This window comes from Devosia sp. YR412, assembly GCF_900110945.1.
Taxonomy (GTDB): Bacteria; Pseudomonadota; Alphaproteobacteria; order Rhizobiales; family Devosiaceae; genus Devosia.
In genome coordinates this window covers 959,389-980,229 of sequence record NZ_FOFL01000001.1, presented here as the reverse complement: position 1 = coordinate 980,229, position 20,841 = coordinate 959,389, and the positions used below count along the sequence as shown (strand labels likewise).

Below are 20,841 nucleotides of genomic sequence, written 5' to 3'. Positions count from 1 at the left end.
CATGCGGGGTCTGCAAAATCCTTCGGCAACCTAGTGCGTCACCCGCCGTTGAGGCTGGCCAATCCACTGGAGCATGCCATGTCCCATACGCCTTCGTCGTCCCGCCAGATCCTGCCTGGCGATTACACCAAGCTTGGCGCGAACTGGGATGGCGAGGGGACCAATTTTGCATTGTTTTCGGCCTATGCGAGCCGGGTCGAACTCTGCCTGTTCGACGAGGCCAGGGGCGCCGAGGTCGAGCGCATCACGCTGCCCGAATATACCAATGAGATCTGGCACGGCTACCTTCCAGGCGTCGGTCCCGGCACGCTCTACGGCTACCGCGTCCATGGTCCCTATGAGCCGGCGCATGGCCATCGCTTCAATGCCAACAAGCTGCTGATCGACCCCTATGCCCGCGAGCTGGTGGGTGATGTGCAGTGGTCGCCAGCGCATTTTGGCTACAATGGCGATGCCGAAGACAAGGACCTGTCGTTCAACGACGCGGACAGCGCCTCGGTGACGCCCAAGGCGCGGGTCATCGATCCGCACGGCTATAACTGGTCCAATGACCGCAAGCCCAATGTCGATTGGGCCAAGACCATTTTCTACGAGACCCACGTCAAGGGTTTCACCCAGTTGCACCCAGCCGTGCCGGAAGAGCTGCGCGGCACCTTCGAGGGCCTCGCCCAGCGCGAAGTGATCGACTACATCAAATCCACCGGCGTGACCTCGGTGGAACTGCTGCCGATCCACGCCTTCCCCGATGACGACTTCCTGCTGCAGAAGGGCCTGCGCAACTATTGGGGCTACAACACGCTCGGCTTTTTCGCCCCGGCCAGCCGCTACTACGGCCCCAATGGCATCAACGGGTTGCGCAACACCATCCGGGCCTTCCATGACGCCAATATCGAAGTCATCATGGACGTGGTCTACAACCACACTGCCGAAGGCAATGAGATGGGGCCGACGCTCTCGTGGAAGGGCATCGACAACTTCTCCTACTATCGCACCATGCCCGGTGATCCGCGCTATTACATCAATGACACCGGCACCGGGAACACGGTCAATACCAGCCATCCGCGCGTCATGCAGATGATCACCGACAGCCTGCGCTACTGGTCGGAAGACATGCATGTCGATGGCTTCCGCTTTGATCTGGGCACGATTTTGGGCCGTGAGCCCGAGGGTTTCGACCAGCGCGGGGGCTTCTTCGACGCGGTTGGGCAGGATCCTACGCTGGCGAAGGTCAAGCTGATCGGCGAGCCCTGGGATATCGGTCCCGGCGGCTACCAGGTCGGCGGCTTCCCACCCGGCTGGGCCGAGTGGAACGACAAGTATCGCGATACAGTTCGCGACTACTGGAAGGACACCGATCACACGACGGGCGATTTTGCCGCGCGCTTCACCGGCTCGGGCGATGTCTACGACCTGCGCGGACGCCGCCCCTGGGCCGGCGTCAATTTCCTCACCGCCCACGACGGCTTCACCCTGCACGATGTGGTCTCCTACAACGAGAAGCACAATGATGCGAATGGCGAGGACAATAACGACGGCCACAACGACAATCGCAGCTTCAACTATGGCGCCGAAGGCGAGACCGACGACGAAGGCATCGTCGCGGTGCGCGAACGGCAGAAGCGTAACTTTTTGGCCACTTTGTTCCTCAGTCACGGCACGCCGATGCTGCTGGCAGGCGACGAATTCAGCCGCACCCAGGGCGGCAATAACAATGGCTATGCGCAGGACAGCGAGATTTCCTGGATCAACTGGGATTTCAACGACAATGCCAAGGCGCTGACCGATTTCGTCCGCAAGCTGGTGGCCATTCGCAACCAGCAGCCGCTGATCCATCGCGACAACTGGCGCGATCAGATGAGCGTCACCTGGTACAATCCGGGCGGTGGCGAGCAGCAGGCGGCCCATTGGCTTGACGCCGGCGCCACGACGCTGGGCATCCGCCTGTCGCGCGACGATCTCAAGGGCCAGGACGGCATCTGGTGGGAGCTGGTGGTGCTGTTCAACCCCCATGACGGCGAGGTGGATTTCAAAGTGCCCAAGCGCAGCGAAGATACCCCGTGGACGGCCGCCATCGACACTGCAACCCCCGATGACGGCGCACGTTCTGTGCAAGGCGGCGAGGCCATCAAGATGGCCCCGCGCTCACTCATTCTGCTGCATTGATCGAGGAGATCACCATGGCCGAGCTGGACCACGAAAAAATCCGCGTCATCGCCTATGAACTCTGGGAGCGTGATGGCGCGCCCGAGGGCCGTGACGAGGACTATTGGCATGCAGCGGTGAAGCTGTTGTCGGACGAGGCTGCGGGTTCGCCGCCCGACGATCCGGCCTCGGAACTGCCGCTCTCGGTGATTGCACCCAGCCCGGTCAAATAGACCAGGGCTCACCAGCCGATCCATGTCCAGCGCAACACGCTTTGGCGCCCGGGTTCAGGGCGGGAACACGCAGTTCTCGCTCTGGGCGCTGGGCAAGGAGGCCGCTACCGTCGAGGTGGAAGGCAAAGGCAGCTTTGCACTGAACGCGGACGGCCATGGATATTTCAGCGCGTCGGTGCCAGATGTCGGGCCCGGCTCGCGCTACTGGTTCACGCTGGATGGTGGTAAGCGCCTGCCGGACCTCGCCTCGGCCTGGCAGCCGGACGGCAATGACGGACCATCCATGGTGGTCAATTCCGACTTCGCCTGGACCGACCAGAATTGGCCCGGCGTCGAGAGCAGCGACCAGGTGCTCTACGAACTGCATATCGGCACCTTGACCAAGGCCGGGACCTGGGCCGCCGCAGCCGAGCGCCTGACCCACCTGCGCGATCTCGGCGTCACCATCCTGCAGATCATGCCAGTCGGCACTTTCAGGGGGCGCTTTGGCTGGGGCTATGACACGACTTTGCCCTATGCACCTTACGCGCCCTATGGCACGCCGGAGGAGATGCGAGGCTTCGTTGATAGGGCCCATGCCTTCGGCATCGGCGTCATCCTCGACGTGGTCTACAACCATGTCGGCATGGGCGATCACTACCACGCCTATAGCGAACATTATTTCACCACGCGCTATGAGAACGAATGGGGCGCCGGCTTCAACTATGACGGCGAGGGATCGCGAGCGGTGCGCGACTTCATCATCGGCAATGCCGTCTACTGGATCGAGGATTTCCATCTCGACGGCCTGCGCATCGACGCCGCGCAAGCCATGTTCGATGTCAGCGAGGAGCATATCCTCACCGAACTGACGCGCGCGGTGCGTGCGGCTGCCGGCGCGCGAAAACTCTACATGCTGGTCGAAAACCAGCCGCAGGAACATCGCATGATCGACCCGCCAGCCAAGGGCGGCCACGGCATGGATGCGATGATCAGTGATGATTTCCAGCATGCCGCGCGCGTCGCCATGACCGGGCACAATGACTTCTATTATCGCGATTATCTCGGCACGCCGCAGGAGCTGGTCTCGGCGCTGAAATATGGCTTTCTCTATCAAGGCCAGCGCTCGGACATGCGCGACAAGCCCTATGGCACCTATAATCTAGCGACGCCCGCCGAGCATTTCGTGCATTTCCTGGAGAACCACGACCAGGTCGCCAATTCTCCCCGCGGCTTCCGGCTCGGCGCCCTCGCATCCGCGGCGCGATTGCGCGCCATCACCGCGCTGCTGCTGCTCGGACCGCAAACGCCGGCGCTGTTCCAAGGCCAAGAATTCGCCGCCTCCAACCCCTTCCTCTACTTCTTTGGCCTCGAGGGCGACGAGGCCAAGGCCGTTGCCGATGGCCGTCGAAAATCGCTGATCAATTTCCTCAGCGTCACCGATCCGGCGATGCAGGCAGCGCTGCCCGATCCGGCCGATCCCGAGACCCTCCACCGCAGCAAGCTCGACTGGAACGAGGCCCAGCGCCATGCCGGCATGCTGAAGCTCCATTGCGACCTGTTGTCGATGCGAAGGCTGGACCCGGCCTTTTCGCAGCGCAGCGAGCGGCGGATCGATGGCGCGGTGATTGGCGATGCGGCGCTGCTGATCCGCTACCTGACGCCCGATCCAGCCGGCCATCGCCTGCTGCTGCTCAATCTCGGGCGCGACCTGCAGATTGGCGTGCTGGCCGAACCGCTGCTGGCGCCCACCGACGGTCATCACTGGACTGTCGCCTGGTCGAGCGAGCATCCCGACTATGACGGCGGTGGTCGCGGCGCGATCGATCCGGCCCGCTTCTGGATTCTACCCAGCGATTGTGCCGTGATGCTGAAAAGCGAGCCGGATCGCTAGCCGTCTAAAGGCTTTCGGCTATGATCTCGAACGAGCGCACGCGCTTGGCGGGATCAAAAACGTCCGACACCACCATCAACTCGTCGGCACCGGTTCGCGCGACCAGGTCGGCAATGCCGGCGCGGACGGTTTCCGGCGAGCCATAGATCGAATGGGCCAGCATATGCGCCGCCTGGGCCTTTTCCGCCGGTGACCAATAAGTCTCGATGTCATCGATCGGCGGCTGGCTGAGGCCACGCGCGCCGCGGAAAATATTGGCAAAGGACATCTGCTGCGTGGTGGCAAGGCGACGGGCTTCGGCATCCGTCTCGGCGGCAATGATATTGACGCCGATCATGGCATGCGGCGCGGCCAGCTGTTCAGATGGCTTGAAGCGGCTGCGGTAGATCTCGAGCGCCGGCATCAACGCATCCGGCGCAAAATGGCTGGCAAAGGCATAGGGCAGGCCAAGCTCGGCCGCCAGCTGCGCGCCATAGGTGCTGGAGCCCAGAATCCACAGCGGCACATTGGTGCCGGCCGCGGGAACCGCCTGCAGCCGCTGGCCCTCTTCGGCGGCGGCGAAATAGGCCTGCAGCTCCAGCACGTCCTGCGGGAAATTATCCGAATTGGACAGCGAGCGGCGCAGCGCCCGCATCGTCATCTGGTCGGTGCCGGGGGCACGGCCGAGGCCGAGGTCGATGCGGCCGGGATAAAGCTGCGCCAGGGTGCCGAACTGTTCGGCGATCACCATCGGCGCATGGTTGGGCAGCATTATGCCACCGGCGCCAACGCGGATGGAGGTGGTGCCGGCCGCGATATGCGCGATGGCAATGGACGTGGCGGCGCTGGCAATGCCGGGCATGTTGTGATGTTCGGCGACCCAGTAGCGGGTATAGCCCAGGCGCTCGGCATGCGCGGCAGTGCTGCGGGCATTGTCCAGCGCGTCTTTCGGCCCCGATCCTTCGTTGACCCGCACGAGATCGAGGATAGACAGCGCAACCATGACAAGCTCCATATTATCGTATTTTGACGATATAGGGCGCCGGCTAGCGATTTACGAGGGTTGAAGCGTCGCAGGCGGACGTTTTGCTCGAAGAGGCGGCCAATGGAACGGCCGCCTCTGGATTTAGAGGATTTCGATGATCGCTTCGATCTCGACCGGAATATTGTTGGGCAGCGAACCCGTGCCCATCGAGGTGCGGGCATGCGGGCCAAGGTCCGGGAACACTTCGGCAAACAGCGTCGAGCAACCGTCGATGACGAAGGGATGGCGGGTAAAGTCGGGCGTGGCATTGACCAGCCCGAGCACCTTGACCACCCGGGCGACGCGATCGAGATCACCCAGTTCCGCCAGCATCACGGCCAAAAGGTTCAGCCCGACCATGCGAGCATGGACCTGGGCCTGCTCGGCCGAGAAATCCGCACCCACCTTGCCGGTAATCGGCGGCTCGCCGGCCACGGCGGGCGCCAGGCCCGACAGGAACAGCAGGTTGCCGGTGCGAACGGCCGGAATGAACAGGCCGATCGGCTGGGGCGCCGGGGGCAACACAATGCCGAGCGCGGCAAGGCGGGCAGCGGTCTTCGACATGCTACTTGAGATCCGAGAAGCTGGTGGCGACGAAAAGCTCGGACTGCAGATTGGTCAGGTGACCAGAACCGCCCGGCGGTGGCCAGATGCCTTCCTTGCTGGCCTGGCCACGGGCCGCGACGCGCTGCTCCACGCTGTTATAGGGCCAGATATGGACCATCTTCTGCGGGCCTTCCTCGATGGAGGCCATATTGGTCAGCAGCGGAGACATCTCATTGCGGCGGTCGATGATTTTGGCCCAGGCGGCCTCGGTATCGGCCAGGCCATTGGGCGCCAGCGTATAGGTACGGAATTCGTAGAAGGGGCCGTACGTGCCCGGCACGATCGGCTTGGCGAAGGACAGCGGTTTGAACGCCGTGCTGTTGATGCCGCCGATATACTGGCCGATGCCATAGGGATTGTCGGTCTGCATCAGCCGGGCGCGCTCGGCGGTGAGAGCCTCGACGCTGTCATACTGAGTCAGGAAGGCAAAGCGGTTGAGCGTGCCGAACTCGCAGGCAAAGGCGCCCAGCGGCGTTCCGGTGCTGGAGAAATTCTTGTAGGTTTCGGGCAGTAAAGGCATCACCGCGCCCAGCGTATTGGGCAGCAGCGACAGGATCGTTAGGTCGTAAAGCATGGTTGGTCCTGGGGATTTCATTGGCTTTCCAAACTCGCCCAATCTTGGTACACCAAAAGAATGCCAAGTGCACGCCAAAATCTGGGCGGGCGAATTTGCGGGTCAAAGGAGCACCAAATGTTCGATCTTCTGCTTGCCGGGCGCGTGGTGACGCCATCTGCCATTCTCGACAATGGCTGGGTTGCGATCACCGGCGGCAGCATTGCCGCGGTGGGCACCGGCGCCCGCCCGCAGGCAACAGAGGTTCGCGATTTCGGCACGGCATTGCTCTTGCCCGGCGCCGTTGATGGCCAGACCCATGCCGGCAGCCAGATCGGTTTTGCCGGCATGACCATGACCAGCCACGCCGCCGTGATGGGCGGTGTCACCACCATTGTCGACATGCCCTATGACCATCCGACGCCGGTGACCACTGGCGCTGTGCTGGCGGAAAAGGTCGCGGCGATCAATGCACTTTCCGTCTGCGACGTGGCGCTCTATGGCACCGTGCCCACCACGCCAAATCTCGAGCATGTCGAGGACCTGGTCGCCGGCGGCGTCTGCGCCTTCAAGATTTCCTCCTTCGAGGCCCATCCCGAGCGCTTTCCCCGCATCGGCAATTCGGCGACACTGACCCTGCTCAAGGCGCTGGAGGGCAGGGGCCTGCCGCTTGGCCTGCACAATGAAGACCAGGAGATCGTCGCCGCGACGACCAAGCAATTCATTGCCGAGGGTCGCAACAAGCCCGAGGATCACAGCGACAGCCGTCCGCCGGTGGCTGAGCTGACCGCGACCGCCAGCTTCCTCGAACTGGCCGCCTCGACCGAAGCCCATGCCCATATCGTCCATATCTCACTGGCCGACGGCTTTGATCTGGTTGCTGACTACCAAGCCCGCGGCGTCAATGCGACGGCCGAAATGTGCGTGCATTACCTGCTGTTTGACGCAGCGCCCGACATGGCGCGGCTCGGTGGCCTGCTCAAGGTCAATCCGCCGATCCGCTCAGGCGAGGTCGATCGGCTCTGGGAAATCCTCGAAAGCGGCGGCGCGACTTTCGTGTCATCCGACCACAGCGCCTGGCCGCTGGAGCGCAAGACCACGGCATCGATCTTCGACGTGGCTGCCGGCATGCCGGGCCTCGAAGCCATGCTGCCGGCCTTCTTCACCGAAGCGGCGCGGCGCAAGGGTTTTGACGCTGCCTCCCAGATGACCGCCGAATACCTCTGCCGCAAGCCGGCAGAGTTCTTTGGTCTGTCCCGGAAGGGCCAGCTGGCACCGGGCTTTGACGCCGATGTCGCCGTGCTGGCCGTCGAGCCGATGATCTATGACGCAAGGCGCAATCCGCTCGGGCCGGGCTGGAGCGCCTATGACGGCCAGCAATTCGCCGTCACGCCAGCCGCAACTTTTGTGCGCGGCCAGCAGGTGTGGGATGGCCAGTTTGTCACCGAGGCAAACGGGCTCGGCCGCTTCGTGCCGCGCGGCTAGCGCGAGCCTGACAGCCGGTCGATGATGGCGACGCGCACGCTTTCGATATGCTCGGCCATGGCATCATGCGCCCGCTGCTGGTCGCCGCTGGCGATCGCGTCGAGCAGCGAGGTGTTTTCCTCCACGCCGAACTTCGGGCTGATCGGATTGCGATAGGCGTTGAACACATGGGTGCGGCGGCGCAGGTCGCGGATCATGCCGGCGAGCAATGTATTGCCCGCCGCATCGGCAACCGCGCCATGCAGCATGTCGTCGACATCCCAGATATCGCTGAGGCTCGGCTTGGCCTGCTTGCCGAGATCCTGTAGCGCCGCGCGGATGGCGTCCATCTTCTCCTGCGGAATGCGACCGGCGGCGAGACGCGCCGCTTCAGCTTCCAGCAGCTGGCGTACATTGAGCAGTTCGACAAAGGCTTCCGTGGAAAACGGGCTCACGGTGACGCCGCGGCTCGGCTGCTTGTAAACCAGGCCTTCCGCTTCAAGTCGGCCGAGTGCCTCCCGCACCGGGGTGCGCGACGCATTGAGTCGTTCCGCCATCTTGCGCTCGACAATCACGTCGCCGGGCTGAAGTTCGCCGCGGATCAGGATGTCGATCAACTGTTCATAGACTTGCTCGGTCAGATTTGGGCGATCGCCCTGCAGCAGACTATTTGCATTCAGTGGCTCGGCAATCTCAGCCATTTTGGCGCTCCCATTTGGGTTGTTGTCATAGCCTGTGCCGCCGGGGCTTGGAAGACTTTTGGGATAGTCGCGGTATGCCATCCCACAACTAAATGCCCTCCCGAAATATGCCCGATTTCGGGGCAGCTTTATCCACTGCCGAAAATTGTACTAGCCATCGCCGCGATAGGGCTTGGCAAGCCGATCATCACACGTTAAACCTATGGTATACCAATGGCGTGCAATTCGTGCGCCAGGCACCGGGAGTGGCTTATGGCGATCAAGACCTGGCGGGCAACCAGCATTCAAATGCGCAGCGAGCGAGCCTCCCAGGCTGAAAGCGCCGAGGCCGCCCAGGCGGTGATCGCCCGCAATGTCGCAACGCTGGTCCGCATGATCGAAGAGGCCTGCGCCTCCGAGCAAAAGCCCGATCTGGTGGTGTTTCCGGAATTCGCCATGCAGGGCCCGCCGCTGCATATGAAGGTGGAAGAGTGGATTGCCCGCGCCTGTTCGTCCATCCCTGGCCCCCTGACCGCACCCCTGCAGGAGTTGGCCAAGCGCCACGGCATTTTCATTGCCGGCAATATGTTCGAAGCGCCGCCCGAATGGGCTGGCCGCTATTTCAACAGCTCCTTCCTGATAGACGATAGCGGCGAGATCATTCTCAACTACCGTCGCGTCAACACCGCGGCCTTCCCCTCGGTGCATGACTTCATGTCGCGCTATCTCGAAGTCACGCCACAGTCCGACGTCTTCCCCGTCGTCGAGACCCGTCTCGGCAAGCTGGCGCTGATTCCCTGCGGCGAAATCTCGGTGCCCGAAGTGGCGCGCGTGATGATGATGCAGGGCGCCGAAGTGATCCTGCACCCGACCAATTCCAAGCGCACCGATGCGCAGGAAGCCGCCAAGCTCGCCAGGGTTGCCGAGAACATGACCTATCTGGTCAGCGCCAATGTCGCCGGCCCGATCGGCTTCTCGCCCGACAATTCCATACCCGGCGGCCGCTCGCATATCATCGACCACCACGGCAATACCCTGGCCTTCCAGGAAGACGATGGCGAAAGCATTGCCGTCTCGGCGCTGATCGATATCGAGGCTTTGCGCCGCGATCGCCGCACCGATACCGGCCTTGCCAATCCGCTGCTACGCGCCCGCTACGAAATGTACGTGCCCTATTATGAGGCCGCACGCTTCTATCCGCCCGACCATTTCCTCGACGCCCCGATGGTGGACACCGCGCAGACCCGCGCCGCCATCGCCACGGCTCGCGCCAATATGGAACAGGCCAGTATTCTCACCCCATTGCCGCCCGGCGCTTCCGAGCCCGTGGCCCAATCTGCTCACTAGGAGATCCGAGATGATTACCGCAGAAGAAAATCAACAGCTGAGCCAGGTCGGCAAGGGTACGCTGATGGGGAATTTCTTCCGTCAGTTCTGGCTGCCGGTCTGCCTGTCGTCCGAACTGATCCAGAATGGCGACCCCGTGCGCCTGATGATCCTGGGTGAAAAGCTGGTCGCCTTCCGCGATAGCGAAGGCCGCGTCGGCGTCTTCGATCACCGCTGCCCGCATCGCTGCGCCTCGCTGTTCTTCGGCCGTAACGAATTGGGCGGCATCCGCTGCGCTTATCACGGCTGGAAGTTCGACGTCACCGGCAAGTGCCTCGATCAACCCAATCTCGAAGACAAGTCCAAGTATCCGGCCGGCACCCCGGCCATTGCCTATCGCGTCAAGGAATCGGGCGGCATCGTCTTCGCCTATATGGGCGAGCGTCAGGAAAACCCGCCGGAACTGCCAGAAATCGAAGCCATTCACGGCGAAGCCGATGACCGCAACATCGCCCTGACCCACCGCGACTGCAACTACATGCAGGCGCTGGAAGGCGATATCGACACCTCGCATCTCGGTTTCCTGCATGTCGGCGGCATCGATGGCGAAAAGCTCGACCTGTCGGATCCGGAAGTCTTCACCGTCACCGAGAAGGCGCCCAAGATCAACGTGACCGTCACCAAATACGGCACCATGTATTCGGCCCAGCGCAATGCCTTTGAAGGCACCGAGCACCATCGCTTCGCCTCCTACCTCTTCCCCTTCTGGGTCACCTATCCCGGCGGCGAACTGGACAAGGCCGTGACGGCCAATGCCTGGGTGCCGATCGACGACACCTCGACGATGATCTTCAACATCGACCTGCGTCGCGCGTCGGGTGGCGGCAAGAAGGGCTTCAAGTACAAGGACGGCACCCCCGTCGAAGGCCTGGCCCGTCCGCTTGAATACCTGCCCAACACCACCGACTGGAAGGGCCGCTGGCGCCCGGTCAAGGATCGCTCCAACGACTATGGCATCGACCGTGAATGGCAGCGCAATGGCGACAGCTATACCGGCGTCGTCGGCGTGCCGATGCAGGACCAGATGATCCAGGAATCCATGGGCTATGTCGTCGATCGCGAAATGGAGCACCTCGCTGCGTCCGACCGCATGGTGATCCTGACCCGTCGCGTCATGCTCGATGCGGCCAAGGAATATGCCGCGACCGGCAAGCTGCCCGACTTCGTCGATCACCCTGAATACGCCCGCGATGCCCGCGGCGGCGACATTGTCGTTCCCTATGGCACCGACTGGCTCGACGGCTATGAAGAGAAGATGGCCGAGGTCAAGGGCTACAAGCCCAAGATGGCCGCAGCCGAATAATGAGCGAAGGCCTCACCCTTGGATCCGGCGCATTTGCGCCGGATCCCGTGACCCACATTGAAGAAGCCGGAGCCGCCTCCGTGTCCGAACATCATACGCCGGCCGATGCCAAGGCGCTGACCATGCGCGTGGCCTCCATCACCCTCGTCGCCGAAACCATCCGTGCCATTGAGCTGGTCTCCGCCGATGGCTCGCCGCTGCCCCCATTCAGCGCGGGCGCGCATATCAATCTCAAATTGCCGGGCGATCTCAGCCGTTCCTATTCGCTGACCAATGGTCCCGAAACCACGGATCGCTATATCGTCGCGGTCAATCGCGATGCTGCCAGCCGTGGTGGCTCGGCCTATATTGCCGAACAGCTCAAGGTCGGCGACGTGCTGCCGGTCGACCCGCCGCACAATACTTTCCCGCTGGTCGACGACGCCGAAACCAGCGCCTTCTTCGCCGGCGGCATCGGCATCACGCCCATGCTGGCGATGATCCGTCGCCTCGAAAGCCTCGGCAAGCCGTGGAAGCTGTTCTATGCCGCGCGCAACCGCTCCAGCGCAGCCTTCGTGGCCGAGCTCGAAGCGCTCGATGCCGCGGCGCCGGGCCGGGTGCATTTCCACTTCGACGACGTCGAGGGCAAGGTCATGCCGCTGCTGAAGCTCGCGGTCGGCATTCCCAAGGCGGCGCATGTCTATTGCTGCGGCCCCTCGCGCATGATCGAGACCTTCAAGGCCTCGGCCGGCTGGCGCCCGGAAGACAATGTGCATGTGGAACATTTCGCCGGCACCAATGCCAAGCCCACCAGTGACTTCACCGTAGCGCTCAAGCGTCAGGGCAAGGAATTCTTCGTCAAGGCCGGCGAAAGCATCATGGATGTGCTCGAAGCCAATGGCGTGCCGGTGGCCCATTCCTGCCGCGAAGGCGTCTGTGGCACCTGTGAGACGGTCGTGCTGGAAGGCGAATGCGACCACAAGGATAATGTCCTTTCGACCCGCGAGAAGGATTCCAACAAGCTGATCATGATCTGCTGCTCCGGCGCCAAATCCGGTCGCCTGGTGCTCGATCTCTAGACGTTCCTGCCGCAAGTCCCAACTGGCCCGGTGCGCAAGCACCGGGTCTTTTTGTTTGGGGCGGTGGCTTCGGTGGCCAGTCATCACCCCACCCTCGATCCCTCACCATTCAGGGGAGGGAAGCCATCGTTTCGCGGTCTCGATCTTTCTTCTCTCTCCCCCTTGTGGGGAGGGCGGCCCCAAAGGGGTCGGGTGGGGGTCGGGCTACGCACGATCTTTCTGGTGCCCAAACGAAAAAGGGGGCCCGGAGGCCCCCTCGATCAATTCATGTGCTTGAACTTACCGCGCAATACGCCGCCAGGGCATGGCAAGCTTTTCCACTTGTTCCAGCACTGCGAAGAACACCACGCCGATCAGAATGATCAGGATGATCGCTGCAAACTGGCGCGTTATGTTGAAGCTGGCGCCGGCGACGAGGATGACATAGCCGAGGCCGGCATTGGCGCCGACAAATTCAGCAACGATGGCGCCGATCACCGACATGGCGGTAGCCAGCTTTAGGCCCGCAAAGATCGAGGGCAGGGCCTGCGGCAGGCGGAATTTCCAGAACACCTGCCAGTTGGACGCACCCATCGACTTGGCGAGATAGATCATCTCGCGACTGGCCGAATTCAGCCCCATCACCGTGTTGACCACGATGGGGAAGAAGGTCTGGAGGATGACGATGACGATCTTGGGCGTCATGCCATAGCCGAACCAGGTCAGCAGCAGCGGCGCCACGGCCACCATGGGCACCGTCTGGCTGGAGACGATCAGCGGATAGATCATCCGCTCGATCGGCCGCGAATAAACGATCAGCACGGCAAGCGGAATGCTGATCAGCACCGACAGGGTAAAGCCGAGCAGCACTTCGAACAGCGTCACGCCGGCATTGGGCAGCAGGCGATGGCCGTAGTCGATGAATTCCTGGAAGATCTGCGATGGTGCCGGCAGCATATAGGCCGGCACATTGCCGATGCGGACCGAGAGTTCCCAAAGCACGAGAATGACCAAGAGGCTCCAGGCCGAGGGCGAAACCTTGCCCAGGATACGGAGCACCGGGTTGCCGCGCGCCGCGGGCGTGGCGGTTGGTTCAGCGAGGACTGCCATGACTTAATACTCCTCCCGGAACACGCCGAGGCTCTTGAAGATGTCGGTGAGTTCGCGGGTATATTCGATGAATCGCGGGTCCTCACGCATGGCAAGGCGCCGCGGCCGCGGCAGGTCGATATCGATGATCTTCTCGATCCGGCCAGGGCGCGGGGACATCACCACCACGCGGTCGCTGAGGAAGATGGCCTCGGCGATCGAATGGGTGATGAAGAACACCGTCATGTCGCTTTCCGAGCACAGCCGCAGCAGGTCGATCTGCAACTGGTCGCGCGTCATGGCGTCGAGCGCGCCGAAGGGCTCGTCCATCAACAGCAATGGCGGCTTGTGCAACAGGGCGCGGCAGATCGAGACGCGCTGGCGCATGCCGCCCGAGAGTTCCTTGGGATAGGCATTCTCGAAATCCTGCAGCGACACCATCTTGAGCAGCTGGCGGGCGCGTTCGGTGGCCTCGCCCATGTCCGACTTGCGGATTTCGGCCTGGATCAGGATGTTCTGCAGCGCGCTGCGCCATTCGAGCAGCACGTCCTGCTGGAACACCACGCCGGCGTCGGGATTGGGCTTATCGATATGCTTCTTGCCCACGGTGATGCGGCCGGTGCTGACCGTATCGAGGCCCGACAGCAGCATCATCAGCGTGCTCTTGCCACAGCCGCTGGGGCCGAGCACCGAGACGAACTCGCCCTTCTGGATGTTGAGGTCGATATTCTGCAAGGCCTGCACGGTGCCATTGCGGGTCTGGAAAGTCTTGGACACGCCGGAAATTGAAATATGGGTTTCCTGCGTCGTTTCTGGTGCCACCGTGACGTCCATGTGCTGCTAGAGGCCTCTCGGCCAATCTCCCCTGCGGCCCGAAGGCCAGATGGAACCGGGCGGGGCTACCGCCCGGTGGTGGTCAGATCGAACGGATGGCACCGCCATCGACGCGCATCATGCTGCCGGTGACGTAGCTGGCCTGCGTGCTGGCGAGGAAGGCGACGACAGCGGCGAATTCTTCGGGCGTGCCATAGCGACCGGCCGGAATGGTCGCGGTGGATGCCTTGGCGATATCTTCCACCGGCGTGCCGCTCTTTTGTGCCTGACCGGCGTCGATCGAGGCGGTGCGGCCGGTGGCGATACGGCCCGGCAGCACCATGTTGACGGTGACGCCATCACCGGCCACTTCGCCGGCCAAGCTCTTCATGAAGCCTACCAGCGTCGAGCGCAGGGCATTGGACATCGGCAGGTGCGGAATGGGCTGCACCACGCCGCTCGAGGCGATGGTCAAGATACGACCCCAGCCGCGTTCGCGCATCGACACGATCAGGTCGAGCGTCAGCGCCACGACGGGCTGCACCATGCTGGCAAAATGGGTCGCCATGGCTTCGGTGGTGATGCTGCTCGGCGTTCCGGGCGGCGGGCCGCCGGTATTGTTGACGAGAATGTCGATAGCGCCGCCCGAGGCGCGCGCCTGCGCGGCAATGAGGCCGGCGGCATCAGGATGGGCCAGGTCGGCCACGGCAAGAAAGCAGCGGGCCTGCTGTTCGGTGGGCAGGGCGGCACGGGCTGCTTCCAGCCGCTCCGGCGAGCGGCCGCTCAGCGTCACGCGGGCGCCTTCGTTGAGCAGGGCTTGCGCCGAAGCGAGCCCCAACCCCTGGCTGGCGCCCAATACCAATGCGTGTTTGTCGTCTAGTCCAAGATACATGCGTCGCCATTCAGTCAAAAAGAGCTAGGGCGGCATCGGTCTCGATGCCGCCCGGGAGCGTGTTATTCGGCCGGCAGGAAGCTGCCGTCATAGATGCCGGCAGGGGTCAGGCCAGGCTTCATTTCGCTATATTCTTCGAGCAGCGAAATGGTCTGCAGGATGTCGGCCTCGGCGACCCAGCCATAAGGCTTGCCTTCGGAAGCAGCGGTGTGCTCGTAAGCGGGCATCACCTTGAGCTCGAGGGCGATCTGGGCTTCGTCGGAGTCGGGGCGGGCTTCCATGAAGATGGCCAGCGCCTCTTCCGGATTGGCGGCAACATCGGCCTTGCCCTTCTGCAGCGCTGCAAGGAAGCCCTTCATCAGCTCGCCATGCTCGGCCAGCCAGTCCTTGCGGACCACGACGCTCGAACCGATGATGTTGACGCCATAGTCGGCGAACAGCAGCGGCGGCGAGATCGGCTTCATTTCGGCAACCTTGTCGCCATCCGGATTGGCCCAGCCGTTGATGAAGTCGACGTCGCCATTGAGCAGGGCGACGCGGTCGCCACCACCGTTAATGACCACAACCTCGACCTTGTCCAGGTCGACATCATTGGCGGCGGCAAAAGCCTTGATCATGCCGTCTTCGAAATTGCCGGCATCGGTGCCGAGCCGCTTGCCTTCGATATCCTTGGGCGTGGTGATGCCCGAGCCTTCGAGGCTGATGATCGAGGTCGGATCCTTCTGCAGCAGGCCGGCCACCACGATCAGATCGCTGGAGCCGGAGGTCTGCTGGGCCTGGGCCACGACACCCAGACCGGCAATGCCGATCGGAAAGTCGCCGGCGCCGACGGCCTGGATGGTGCCGGTCGAGCCATTGCCGTCAACGATGTCGATATCGATGCCGGCTTCTTCAAAATAACCCTTGGCATCTGCCATGAACAGAGGCGCATCAACGCCACCGGCAATCCATGCCAGGCGCAGGCTGATCTGTTCGAGGTCCTGGGCGTATGCGCCCGTCAGGCTTGTGGCGCTCAGCATGGCGAGGCTCAGAGCCGGAGCGAAAGCGCGCAATAGAGTGTGATTCATTTGCATCCCCTAAACACCATTTTCCCGATGGCATTCGAACGGTATGCCAACGGAATATCACGTGTCAATCTGCTTTGTCGGAACATTGGGCAGTGGAATTTGCTGTCTATAATTTGTGCAATCTGGCGCGTTTTGGTGATCCTCGCTGGAGCAGCCTGCATCCGGATTACGCAGTGATGGCGCGGCGCGGCAGGGCTGCCGACAGCAATGCAATATGCGTGCCGAGATATGTCGCATCTTACGGATATCAAACAAAAAGGCCCGGAACGCGGGGTTCCGGGCCATAATGATTTTCCGAGCTTGGCTGCTTAGCGCAGGATGCCGGCCTTTTCGGCATTGGCGATTGCCTGCTGATGCACCGGGGTCAGTTCGGCATAGGTCTCGAAAGCCTTCTCGCCCAGCTGGTTGGCGGGGTAGATATCGGCCTCGGCATAATACTGGCGGTACATTTCAAAGCGCGTGCGCAGCAGGCCATTGCCCATATTGGTGTCGCGGCGGGCTGTCTGCAGGGCATCCACGTCGATGATCGCCGAGCACTCGACGCTCGGCTTGTCGCTCTTTTCGAAGGCAATGTAATTGCCGTTGAAGTCGACGATCTGCGAGTGGCCACCACGCTCGGTGTCGGAGAAGCCGATGCTGCCCGAGATATTGGTGCTGATCAGGTAGCACATGTTTTCGGCGGCGCGGCAGATCTTGGCCGCGTCGGCGCGGGCATTGGCCGGCTCGTTGGACGGGTGCAGCAGGATTTCGGCGCCGCGCAGCATGAAGACGCGAGACAGTTCCGGCGAGGCGACTTCACCACAAGGGAAGATGGCCATGCGACCCAGTTCCGTATCGGCCACCGGGAAGATGCCGTCTTCACCATAGACTTCGCGGTATTCCTCGATGATATCGTGCGGCGACGTCCAGCTGGCCGTGTTGATGCGGCGGTAGCGCAGGATCACTTCGCCCTTGGGGTCGAGCAGGAAGGACGAGTTGAAATAGCGGTCAGGCCACTTGGGATCGACCTCGAAGTGGTTGCCGGCGATGTAGATGTTGAACTTGCGGGCAACGTCGGCCAGCGTTTCGGTGATCGGGCCGGGAATGGCGGCGCAGGCGCGCTCGATCCATTCGCTCACTGGCGTGGCGCGTGGCGGACCCTGGAAGGCAAATTCAGGCAACACCACCAGCTTGGGCGGGTTCGGCCCGGTGCAGGCTTCCTCGATCTTGGCAATGGCGACGGCCATGTTCTCGTCGATGATCGCCCAGGTCTCTGCCTTGGTCGTGGCATTGCTGGCCACCTTGCTGTCGATTTGAATGCATGTGGCGCGCCACGGTTTGATCGCCATTTGTAAGCTCCAGGCAGAAGGTTGGCAGGAAGGTGTTCCAATGGAATACCAATGGCACACGGTACTTGCAAGCCCTGCGTTCATGCATTAATATGACTGTAATAGTCAGATTAAATACGTCGCGTTGACGGCGGTATATCCTTGGTCTACCAAGGTATAAAGTGAGGGTTCACTATGGTTCTGCTCGATTCTGTCGACGCGGCCCGCCTTGATCGTGGCGAGTCCGAGGTCAGCCTCAGCGATTTCGCCTATACGCAAATCCTCGACCTGCTGCTGGCGGGCCAGTTGCACGCCGGTGCCATCCTGCAGGAGCGGCGCCTGGCCGAGCTCTTGTCCATCTCGCGCACGCCCGTCCGCGAAGCGCTGGCGCGGCTGGAAAACGAGTCGCTGGTGTCGCGCCGCCATGGCCGCATGCTGGTGGTCACCGATGTCAGCGTCGAGAGCTACATCAATCTACTCGACATGCGCCGCATCCTCGAAATGGAAACCGCCGCCCGGGCCACTGGCCGGCTCGATGCCGCCAAGGCGCAGGCAGTGCGCGAAGCCATCGACGAGCTCACGCAATATGAGACTATTACCCCCGGCCAGCACTGGGCCGTGGATGATCTGGTGCACAGCACCATTGCCCAGGCGGCCGGCAATCCGCTGGTGGCCGATTCCATCCGCGACCTGCGCCGCCGCACCCATATCTTCAACACCTCGCGCATTCCGCAGCGCCTGTTCGTCGGCGCCTCCGAACATCTCGGCCTGATCGACGCGGTTATGGGCTCCGATCCGCAGGAATCCGCCCGCCGCATGGCCGAACACCTCGACAACGTGCGCGACGCCATCATCGATTTCATCCTGGGACGCCGCCGCTCCTGATCCCTGCCGCAGGTCCGCGACGGGCCGCTTGAAAGGCCCGCCATGACGACCGCCTCTATTAACTCTGAAATCGGCTCCGGCAAGGAGCGCCTTGTCATCGGCGCGGTCATGCTGGCGCTGTTCATGGCGGCGCTGGAACAGACCATCGTCGGCCCCGCCATGGGCGATATCGCCGCCGACCTCGGTGGCGGCGCATTGCTCTCCTGGGTTCCCACCGCCTATCTGTTGGCCGCCACGGCAGCCTCGCCCATCCTCGGCGCCATTGCCGACCTGCGTGGTCGCCGGCTGGCGCTCTATCTTTGCGTTGGCCTGTTCCTCGCCGGCTCGGTCCTCGCGGCTCTGTCGCCCAATCTCGCCACCCTGGTGGCCGCGCGCCTGGTCCAGGGTGCCGGGGCAGGTGGCCTCACCGCACTGCCCTTCGTCGTGATTGCCGATCGCGTGCCAATGAACCGCCGCGCCACCTATTCCGCCTATATTTCCACTATCTATGCGGTGGCCAGTATCTTCGGCCCGGTAGCGGGCGGCGTGCTATCCGACTATGTGCATTGGAGCGCCATCTTCTGGATCAATGTGCCGCTCAGCCTGATTGTGCTGTTCGGCATCTGGTCGCTGTTCCGCGACGATACGGTGGCCAAGCCGCGCTCGATCGATTTCATCGGCGCGGGCCTGTTGATCGGCGGCACCACCACCAGCGTCATGGCGCTCAATGGCTTCACCGGCGTCTCCGAGACCGGCATTCCGGCGCTAGTCTGGTTGATCGGCGCAGTGACTTTCTGGGCCGGCTTTGGCTGGCGCATGGTCAAGGCGCGGGCGCCGCTGGTGCCGCTGCAGATCCTGACCGACCGCACCATCCTGCTCTGCGCGTTGGGTCTGCTGTGCTGCCAGGGCAGCAATATCGGCATGGCGGTCTATCTGCCGCTCTATTACCAGCAGCAATTCGGCCTCTCGGCCAGCGGTGCCGGCTTTGCCATTCTCGGCCTGCTCTGCGGCATCATGTCGGGCGCCTATATTCCGCCGCGCCTGCTGCTGCTCAATCCCAGCTACAAGCCTTTGGTGCTGGGTGCCGCTGTCGTCGCCCTTTGCGGAGCGCTGGCCTTGACCCTCGTGCTGGCCTTCATGCCTACCCTGGTTGGCGTCGAGATCGCCACGGTGGCGCTGGGTCTCGGCATCGGCTCGGCCTATCCGATCTTCACTCTGGCCACCCAGAATGCCGCCGGCAATGCCCGCATGGGTGCCGCGCTCGGCGTGCTGGGTTTCATGCGCGCCATGGGCGGTACCATCGGCGTCGCCGCCGTGGGTGCCGCGGCAGTGGCCTCGGGCCTGACCCGCATGGAGGGCGAGGCGGTCGCTTCGGGCGGCATTCCGATGTGGACGATTTCGCTGGTCGCCGCCGGCCTGCTCAGCCTCTGCGTGCTGGCTCTCGTCGCCCTGCCGCCGCGCGAACTCGAAGGCTATGTCCGCACCAAATAGAAGAACCCTCGGCGCATAAAAAAGCCCCGGCGCGATGCCGGGGCTTTCTTTGTTTTGTGCAGGGAAATCAGCCCAGTTCGGCCAGCCGCTTTTCCTGGCGGGCGATCAGTCGTTCGATTTCGGCAATGCCGGTCGGGGGCAGGGGTGCTGCTGGATTGCGCTGCGCCGCGCTGGCGATGACGCCGCGCTTGGCCAGCACATATTTGCGCACGCCGAGGCCCGCGCCCGGCTGCTGCTCGTAGCGCACCAGCGGCAGATAGGCGTCGAAAATGTCCTGCGCCCGGTCCACATCGCCAGCAGCCATCAGGCGCACGACCTCGACCATCATTTCGGGGAAGCCGAAGCCGGTCATCGCGCCGTCGGCGCCACGGGCCATTTCCTCGGGCAGGAAAATGCCGCCATTGCCGCAGAGAATGGAAATGCGGCGTCGGCCATTGGCCTCGGCCTTGCGCAATTCCGAAATCTTGGTCAGGCCCGGCCAGTCTTCATGCTTGAGCATGACAATGCTCGGATGGGCCTCGATGATCTTGCCCAGCGCCGGGATGCTGATCGGCACATTGGTCGAGAGCGGAAAATCCTGCAGCACGACCGGCACGTCCGTGCCGATCTGGGCAATGACCTGGTCGTAATAGCCGGTGATCTGTTCATTGGTGCGCAGGCCCATCGGCGGCGCCACCATGACGCCGGCAGCGCCGAGATCCATCACTGCCTTGGTCAATTCGCCAAGCGCTGCGAGACCCGGTGCCGAGACGCCCACCACCACAGGCTTGTCGCCGGCACGGGCGAGTGTCTGGCGGGTGATATCCAGCGCTTCTGCCTGGGTCAGCTTGGGCGCTTCGCCCATCATGCCCAGAATGGTCAGTCCATCCGCGCCGCTCTCGAAGTAGAAGTCGTTGACGCTGTCGACGCTCTTGCTGTCGATGGCGCCGGTTTCGTCAAACGGGGTCACCGCGATGACATAGACGCCTTTGCTATCGGCGGAGATGGTGGGCATGCAAATACTCGCTAGGTAGAGAGAAGAACGCCGCCCGAAGGCGG

General features: G+C 62.8%; 19 protein-coding genes. 9 read left to right on the top strand and 10 right to left on the bottom strand.

Features of this window, described 5'->3' with window-relative positions; translation table 11 throughout:
- The first annotated feature begins 78 nt into the window (after nucleotides 1-78).
- From glgX to BM045_RS04695, 3 genes are read left to right on the top strand one after another with little or no spacing between them, the layout of a single operon-like run.
- Complete coding sequence (gene glgX, locus BM045_RS04705) at nucleotides 79-2,163, top strand: glycogen debranching protein GlgX (RefSeq protein ID WP_092180956.1); 2,085 nt, start codon at nucleotides 79-81, stop codon at nucleotides 2,161-2,163.
- A 14-nt stretch (nucleotides 2,164-2,177) separates the two neighbouring features.
- On the top strand, nucleotides 2,178-2,375 hold the full coding sequence (locus tag BM045_RS04700) for a DUF2934 domain-containing protein (protein ID WP_139198701.1): 198 nt from the start codon (nucleotides 2,178-2,180) through the stop codon (nucleotides 2,373-2,375).
- A gap of 22 nt (nucleotides 2,376-2,397) precedes the next feature.
- Nucleotides 2,398-4,248 (top strand): alpha-amylase family glycosyl hydrolase, encoded by a 1,851-nt coding sequence (locus BM045_RS04695; protein WP_092180094.1) that lies wholly within the window; start codon nucleotides 2,398-2,400, stop codon nucleotides 4,246-4,248.
- A 4-nt stretch (nucleotides 4,249-4,252) separates the two neighbouring features.
- Here the strand turns inward: BM045_RS04695 and BM045_RS04690 are convergent, their stop codons facing one another.
- From BM045_RS04690 to BM045_RS04680, 3 genes are all read right to left on the bottom strand, one after another.
- Nucleotides 4,253-5,230 (bottom strand): LLM class flavin-dependent oxidoreductase, encoded by a 978-nt coding sequence (locus tag BM045_RS04690; protein ID WP_092180954.1) that lies wholly within the window; start codon nucleotides 5,228-5,230, stop codon nucleotides 4,253-4,255.
- A gap of 123 nt (nucleotides 5,231-5,353) precedes the next feature.
- Nucleotides 5,354-5,815 (bottom strand): RidA family protein, encoded by a 462-nt coding sequence (locus tag BM045_RS04685; protein ID WP_092180092.1) that lies wholly within the window; start codon nucleotides 5,813-5,815, stop codon nucleotides 5,354-5,356.
- Nucleotide 5,816: 1 nt separating this feature from the next.
- Entirely contained in the window at nucleotides 5,817-6,431 is a 615-nt protein-coding gene (locus tag BM045_RS04680) for an NIPSNAP family protein (protein WP_170848374.1), read from the bottom strand.
- Nucleotides 6,432-6,548: 117 nt separating this feature from the next.
- Here BM045_RS04680 and BM045_RS04675 point away from each other — a divergent pair, with 117 nt between their 5' ends.
- Complete coding sequence (locus BM045_RS04675; protein WP_092180088.1) at nucleotides 6,549-7,895, top strand: dihydroorotase; 1,347 nt, start codon at nucleotides 6,549-6,551, stop codon at nucleotides 7,893-7,895.
- Here BM045_RS04675 and BM045_RS04670 read toward each other — a convergent pair.
- Nucleotides 7,892-8,575 (bottom strand): GntR family transcriptional regulator, encoded by a 684-nt coding sequence (locus tag BM045_RS04670; protein ID WP_092180952.1) that lies wholly within the window; start codon nucleotides 8,573-8,575, stop codon nucleotides 7,892-7,894. The two genes, BM045_RS04675 and BM045_RS04670, sit on opposite strands and share 4 nt — an antisense overlap.
- A gap of 252 nt (nucleotides 8,576-8,827) precedes the next feature.
- Here BM045_RS04670 and BM045_RS04665 point away from each other — a divergent pair, with 252 nt between their 5' ends.
- The 3 genes from BM045_RS04665 to BM045_RS04655 all read left to right on the top strand — a co-directional run bounded on the left by BM045_RS04665 (nucleotide 8,828) and on the right by BM045_RS04655 (nucleotide 12,301).
- Nucleotides 8,828-9,901, top strand: a complete 1,074-nt coding sequence (locus BM045_RS04665) for a nitrilase-related carbon-nitrogen hydrolase (protein WP_092180087.1) — start codon at nucleotides 8,828-8,830, stop codon at nucleotides 9,899-9,901.
- Between the two features lie 10 nt (nucleotides 9,902-9,911).
- The gene (locus tag BM045_RS04660; protein ID WP_092180085.1) at nucleotides 9,912-11,243 is read left to right on the top strand and encodes a Rieske 2Fe-2S domain-containing protein; all 1,332 of its coding nucleotides are present in this window, start codon (nucleotides 9,912-9,914) and stop codon (nucleotides 11,241-11,243) included.
- Between the two features lie 80 nt (nucleotides 11,244-11,323).
- Nucleotides 11,324-12,301 carry a PDR/VanB family oxidoreductase gene (locus BM045_RS04655; RefSeq protein WP_244522874.1) on the top strand — a complete coding sequence of 326 codons (978 nt, stop codon included), beginning with the start codon at nucleotides 11,324-11,326 and terminating at the stop codon, nucleotides 12,299-12,301.
- A 279-nt stretch (nucleotides 12,302-12,580) separates the two neighbouring features.
- On the opposite strand, the gene BM045_RS04650 is transcribed toward BM045_RS04655, so the two are convergent.
- The 5 genes from BM045_RS04650 to BM045_RS04630 form a co-directional block, all read right to left on the bottom strand.
- Nucleotides 12,581-13,390, bottom strand: a complete 810-nt coding sequence (locus BM045_RS04650) for an ABC transporter permease (RefSeq protein ID WP_092180081.1) — start codon at nucleotides 13,388-13,390, stop codon at nucleotides 12,581-12,583.
- Nucleotides 13,391-13,393: 3 nt separating this feature from the next.
- Nucleotides 13,394-14,191 carry an ABC transporter ATP-binding protein gene (locus BM045_RS04645; protein ID WP_348271228.1) on the bottom strand — a complete coding sequence of 266 codons (798 nt, stop codon included), beginning with the start codon at nucleotides 14,189-14,191 and terminating at the stop codon, nucleotides 13,394-13,396.
- Between the two features lie 94 nt (nucleotides 14,192-14,285).
- Nucleotides 14,286-15,074, bottom strand: a complete 789-nt coding sequence (locus tag BM045_RS04640; protein WP_092180077.1) for an SDR family oxidoreductase — start codon at nucleotides 15,072-15,074, stop codon at nucleotides 14,286-14,288.
- Nucleotides 15,075-15,136: 62 nt separating this feature from the next.
- Nucleotides 15,137-16,141 (bottom strand): ABC transporter substrate-binding protein, encoded by a 1,005-nt coding sequence (locus BM045_RS04635; RefSeq protein ID WP_170848373.1) that lies wholly within the window; start codon nucleotides 16,139-16,141, stop codon nucleotides 15,137-15,139.
- A 308-nt stretch (nucleotides 16,142-16,449) separates the two neighbouring features.
- Nucleotides 16,450-17,469 carry a nitrilase-related carbon-nitrogen hydrolase gene (locus tag BM045_RS04630; RefSeq protein ID WP_092180073.1) on the bottom strand — a complete coding sequence of 340 codons (1,020 nt, stop codon included), beginning with the start codon at nucleotides 17,467-17,469 and terminating at the stop codon, nucleotides 16,450-16,452.
- Nucleotides 17,470-17,643: 174 nt separating this feature from the next.
- On the opposite strand from BM045_RS04630, the gene BM045_RS04625 reads away from it, so the two are divergent.
- Complete coding sequence (locus BM045_RS04625; protein WP_092180071.1) at nucleotides 17,644-18,333, top strand: GntR family transcriptional regulator; 690 nt, start codon at nucleotides 17,644-17,646, stop codon at nucleotides 18,331-18,333.
- A gap of 42 nt (nucleotides 18,334-18,375) precedes the next feature.
- Nucleotides 18,376-19,803 carry an MFS transporter gene (locus tag BM045_RS04620; RefSeq protein ID WP_092180069.1) on the top strand — a complete coding sequence of 476 codons (1,428 nt, stop codon included), beginning with the start codon at nucleotides 18,376-18,378 and terminating at the stop codon, nucleotides 19,801-19,803.
- Between the two features lie 67 nt (nucleotides 19,804-19,870).
- Here the strand turns inward: BM045_RS04620 and BM045_RS04615 are convergent, their stop codons facing one another.
- Nucleotides 19,871-20,797 (bottom strand): dihydrodipicolinate synthase family protein, encoded by a 927-nt coding sequence (locus tag BM045_RS04615; RefSeq protein WP_092180067.1) that lies wholly within the window; start codon nucleotides 20,795-20,797, stop codon nucleotides 19,871-19,873.
- Between the last annotated feature and the right edge of the window lie 44 nt (nucleotides 20,798-20,841).

What these genes read in the sequence shown, in the direction of transcription:
- glgX (WP_092180956.1), top strand. Translation starts at nt 79, where the DNA reads ATGTCCCATACGCCTTCGTCGTCCCGCCAGATCCTGCCTGGCGATTAC.
- BM045_RS04700 (WP_139198701.1), top strand. Translation starts at nt 2,178, where the DNA reads ATGGCCGAGCTGGACCACGAAAAAATCCGCGTCATCGCCTATGAACTC.
- BM045_RS04695 (WP_092180094.1), top strand. Translation starts at nt 2,398, where the DNA reads ATGTCCAGCGCAACACGCTTTGGCGCCCGGGTTCAGGGCGGGAACACG.
- BM045_RS04690 (WP_092180954.1), bottom strand. Translation starts at nt 5,230, where the DNA reads ATGGTTGCGCTGTCTATCCTCGATCTCGTGCGGGTCAACGAAGGATCG.
- BM045_RS04685 (WP_092180092.1), bottom strand. Translation starts at nt 5,815, where the DNA reads ATGTCGAAGACCGCTGCCCGCCTTGCCGCGCTCGGCATTGTGTTGCCC.
- BM045_RS04680 (WP_170848374.1), bottom strand. Translation starts at nt 6,431, where the DNA reads ATGCTTTACGACCTAACGATCCTGTCGCTGCTGCCCAATACGCTGGGC.
- BM045_RS04675 (WP_092180088.1), top strand. Translation starts at nt 6,549, where the DNA reads ATGTTCGATCTTCTGCTTGCCGGGCGCGTGGTGACGCCATCTGCCATT.
- BM045_RS04670 (WP_092180952.1), bottom strand. Translation starts at nt 8,575, where the DNA reads ATGGCTGAGATTGCCGAGCCACTGAATGCAAATAGTCTGCTGCAGGGC.
- BM045_RS04665 (WP_092180087.1), top strand. Translation starts at nt 8,828, where the DNA reads ATGGCGATCAAGACCTGGCGGGCAACCAGCATTCAAATGCGCAGCGAG.
- BM045_RS04660 (WP_092180085.1), top strand. Translation starts at nt 9,912, where the DNA reads ATGATTACCGCAGAAGAAAATCAACAGCTGAGCCAGGTCGGCAAGGGT.
- BM045_RS04650 (WP_092180081.1), bottom strand. Translation starts at nt 13,390, where the DNA reads ATGGCAGTCCTCGCTGAACCAACCGCCACGCCCGCGGCGCGCGGCAAC.
- BM045_RS04640 (WP_092180077.1), bottom strand. Translation starts at nt 15,074, where the DNA reads ATGTATCTTGGACTAGACGACAAACACGCATTGGTATTGGGCGCCAGC.
- BM045_RS04635 (WP_170848373.1), bottom strand. Translation starts at nt 16,141, where the DNA reads ATGAATCACACTCTATTGCGCGCTTTCGCTCCGGCTCTGAGCCTCGCC.
- BM045_RS04630 (WP_092180073.1), bottom strand. Translation starts at nt 17,469, where the DNA reads ATGGCGATCAAACCGTGGCGCGCCACATGCATTCAAATCGACAGCAAG.
- BM045_RS04625 (WP_092180071.1), top strand. Translation starts at nt 17,644, where the DNA reads ATGGTTCTGCTCGATTCTGTCGACGCGGCCCGCCTTGATCGTGGCGAG.
- BM045_RS04620 (WP_092180069.1), top strand. Translation starts at nt 18,376, where the DNA reads ATGACGACCGCCTCTATTAACTCTGAAATCGGCTCCGGCAAGGAGCGC.
- BM045_RS04615 (WP_092180067.1), bottom strand. Translation starts at nt 20,797, where the DNA reads ATGCCCACCATCTCCGCCGATAGCAAAGGCGTCTATGTCATCGCGGTG.